4 protein-coding genes are annotated in these 3,245 nt (G+C 38.1%); 3 read left to right on the top strand and 1 reads right to left on the bottom strand.

The genetic code is table 11. The features are described from left to right. Positions 1-102 precede the first annotated feature (102 nt). The 3 genes from AC1DPQ_RS22355 to AC1DPQ_RS22345 all read left to right on the top strand — a co-directional run bounded on the left by AC1DPQ_RS22355 (position 103) and on the right by AC1DPQ_RS22345 (position 1,962). Positions 103-426: a helix-turn-helix domain-containing protein gene (locus tag AC1DPQ_RS22355; RefSeq protein ID WP_477610914.1), complete on the top strand. Its 324-nt coding sequence runs from the start codon at positions 103-105 to the stop codon at positions 424-426. A 119-nt stretch (positions 427-545) separates the two neighbouring features. Beyond that, positions 546-1,025: an Lrp/AsnC family transcriptional regulator gene (locus AC1DPQ_RS22350; RefSeq protein ID WP_477585916.1), complete on the top strand. Its 480-nt coding sequence runs from the start codon at positions 546-548 to the stop codon at positions 1,023-1,025. A gap of 4 nt (positions 1,026-1,029) precedes the next feature. Next, positions 1,030-1,962 carry an EamA family transporter gene (locus tag AC1DPQ_RS22345; protein WP_477610913.1) on the top strand — a complete coding sequence of 311 codons (933 nt, stop codon included), beginning with the start codon at positions 1,030-1,032 and terminating at the stop codon, positions 1,960-1,962. A 118-nt stretch (positions 1,963-2,080) separates the two neighbouring features. Here AC1DPQ_RS22345 and AC1DPQ_RS22340 read toward each other — a convergent pair whose 3' ends face one another. Then, positions 2,081-3,199 carry a GNAT family N-acetyltransferase gene (locus AC1DPQ_RS22340; protein WP_477585920.1) on the bottom strand — a complete coding sequence of 373 codons (1,119 nt, stop codon included), beginning with the start codon at positions 3,197-3,199 and terminating at the stop codon, positions 2,081-2,083. Positions 3,200-3,245 lie beyond the last annotated feature (46 nt).

Here is a 3,245-nt window from a genome sequence, read left to right as displayed (position 1 = left end):
CGAGATTTCAGAGCTGAACTCCCGCTCAAATCTCATATCTAGCATTTCGAACCTCATGCCATGTCTCGTATCTCACGTCTAATATCTCAAATCATAAAAAGTATGAAAAGCATCGGAGATAACATTAAGCAAAGTAGGTTGGCCTTAGGTTTAAGTCAAGCGGATGCTGCTAAAAAACTTAATATTTCTACTCCTGCCTTTTGTAAAATAGAGACAGGTCAAACCGATCTCAATATTTCCCGTTTACTCCAGATTTCCAGAACATTTAAGGTGCCGGTAATACAGCTGATATCTGGGCAGTCTGTAATATCAGATTCATCAGAAGAAGAACTCGTTGCACTTAAAAAAGAACTGATCGAAAAGGAAGAAGAAATTAATAAGCTCCGTAAAAAGGTTATCGATCTGTATGATAAGCTCGGAATATAAAAATCGGTTTATCTGTTCTTTTACCGACTAATTATCATAATAAAATAATAAATAAGAATAAAATTCATTTTTAATTAAATTATTATGAATTTTATTCTAAATATTTATATTTTTATAGAATGGTAATCGAAAGCAATTTTAGTTTAGATCATATCGATCTGGCTATACTCAGACTTATGCAGGATAACGCACGGATCTCGAATGTAGATTTAGCAAAGGCATTGGATCTGGTTCCTTCAGCTGTGTTGGAACGGGTAAAGAAGTTGGAAAAGAAAAATGTAATTACCCAATATAATGCCCGGATAAACCCTGTGGCACTCGATTTAAAATTACTCGCCTTTATTTCAATGAAATCATCTCAAAGTTTGGGCTGTAGTGATACCGCAAACGAACTGGCAAAAATACCCGATGTACAAGAAGTACACGTTATTGCAGGAGATGACTGCTTTCTGATTAAGGTGAGGACAGCAGATGCGGCCTCATTAATGGCTTTACTGCGAGATGAATTTAGTAAGATTCCGAATATTTTATCGGTTAAAACCACGATTGTGCTGGAGACTGTGAAAGAACAACAAAAATTAGTAATTCCTGAAAAATAAGCATATGGCAAATTTAAATAAAACAGCATCGCCGGTAATGGTTTACCTCGCATTTGCTATCGTATACGTCGTTTGGGGCTCTACCTACTTTTTTATCCAGAAAGCATTGGCTGGTTTCCCACCTTTTATTTTAGGCGCTTTCCGTTTTTCTATTGCGGGAGTGCTGATGCTAAGCTGGTGCAAGATTAAAGGAGAAGATATTTTTAACCTAAAAACCATCAAAATTGCTGCAGTAAGCGGCATTTTAATGTTGGGTTTGGGTAACGGAATCGTAATTTGGGTAGAGCAGTTTATTCCGAGCGGCTTAGTAGCCATTATGGTAGCTTCGGCAGCAATATGGTTCGTTATTTTAGATAAATCGCATTGGAAAGAAAACCTGAGCAATAAGTACATTGTATCGGGTTTAGTAATTGGCTTTTTAGGAGTGGTGCTCTTGTTTGGAGGCCAGATTGTACAAGCACTTGATAAACCTCAAAGCAACTTGCAGATTATAGGTATGGTATTACTCGTTTTCGGGCCAATAGCCTGGGCCGGAGGATCGCTTTATTCGAAATATCATCCCACTACCGGCAGTTCGGTTTCTGTTAATACCGGCTGGCAGATGTTGACGGCCAGTTTGGCTTTTTTACCTGGAGGTTTTTTGAAATCTGAGTTTAAATTACTCGATTGGGGGAACATACCGCTTGATGCCTGGTTATCTATTATTTACCTTATTCTGTTTGGTTCAATTGCAGCGTTTAGTGCTTATGTGTGGTTGTTAAAGGTGCGCCCGGCTACGCAAGTGAGCACCTATGCTTATGTAAACCCGGTAGTGGCTGTTTTACTGAGTTTAACTTTTACCAACGAAGTGGTTGGTCTTACCCAGATTATTGGTTTAGTGATTATTTTGGGAAGTGTACTTTTAATTAATCTGCCAAAATATAAAAGTGAAGGCTAAGTTCTTGGTAAAATTGTCATTTCGAGGAGGAACGACGAAGCAATCTTCAATTAGATAGATACTACCGAATTAAGATTGCTTCGTCGGCTGAAAAGCCTTCTCGCAATGACGATTTAATTTAAAAGATTTTCCTCATGGTAAGGTGCTTTTTCCCAAAAGTTGCACCGGTGGCTTTATGGATAGCAATCATCTGATCATTAAAATCACCTACCCAACTCAATTCAAGCTCTTTGTACTGGTTTTTAGGAAGTACGTATTCGCCTAAACGGATAAAAAGAACGGATTCCAGGCCATGTTTTTGGAACTTAGGTTTGGTACCCATTACAATTGCCCTCATGCGGGTAACGCCCACCCAGCGGCGGTAAGCAAACTTTAATTTTTCAATTAAACCAAGTTTTCCATCAAAACCTTTAATCATTTGGTTTGCATCTGGAATCAATACTACAAAAGAGGCTGGTTCGCCATTAAAGTAGGCAAACTGGATCAAATGTTCATCCATGATGGGTTCCATACTTTTAAAGCTTTCCTCGAGCGTTTCTTTTTTAATAGGCACAAAGTTTTCGAAATCCTGCCAGCCATCATTGTAGATTTCCATTAAATCATTAATGTATTTGCTCGAATTGGCCTTGCTGAAATATTCGAAAGTATAACCTGGTTTATTTCTTACCCAGTTGGCAATTTTTGTAAAACGTTCTGGGAAGGGGATAGTTAGGTTAATATGGTTGGTTAATTGTTCGTATTCGGTAATAAAGCCATATTTCTCGAAAAAGTTTTGATAGTATGGAAAGTTATAGTTCATGCCGAAAGAAGGAGGGGTAAAACCCTCAACTAACAGGCCCCAGAAGCTATCGTTTTCACCAAAATTAATCGGGCCGTCCATGGCTTTCATTCCATTTTCGGCCAACCAGGTTTTGGCTGTATCGAATAAAAGAAAGGCAGCTTTTTCATCATCAATACATTCAAAAAATCCCATACCACCAGTTGGTTGGTCGTAGTGGTAAGCTTTTTTTTCATTAATAAAAGCTGCTACACGGCCGATCAATTTTCCTGCATCATTTTTTAAAACCCAGCGTGTACATTTTCCATGTGCAAAAAAGGTGTTTTTTTCTGGGTTAAAAACATTCTCAACCTCACTATCCAGTGGACAGATCCAGTTTTTGTCGTTTTTATATAGGATTTTGGGTGTGTTTAGAAAGTCTTTTTTTAGTGATGAATTGCTTACTGGTATAACTTGCATGGGCAGATTTTAAAATTAAAAAGCATCCTACCAAGCGGTCGGATGC

It is taken from the genome of Pedobacter sp. 01T416_2, from assembly GCF_056398925.1.
Note: the sequence above shows the minus strand (reverse complement) of the source record. Positions and strands in the feature narration are given on the sequence as shown.

Coding starts and splice junctions, on each gene's coding strand:
- AC1DPQ_RS22355 (WP_477610914.1), top strand. CDS start 103: ATGAAAAGCATCGGAGATAACATTAAGCAAAGTAGGTTGGCCTTAGGT.
- AC1DPQ_RS22350 (WP_477585916.1), top strand. CDS start 546: ATGGTAATCGAAAGCAATTTTAGTTTAGATCATATCGATCTGGCTATA.
- AC1DPQ_RS22345 (WP_477610913.1), top strand. CDS start 1,030: ATGGCAAATTTAAATAAAACAGCATCGCCGGTAATGGTTTACCTCGCA.
- AC1DPQ_RS22340 (WP_477585920.1), bottom strand. CDS start 3,199: ATGCAAGTTATACCAGTAAGCAATTCATCACTAAAAAAAGACTTTCTA.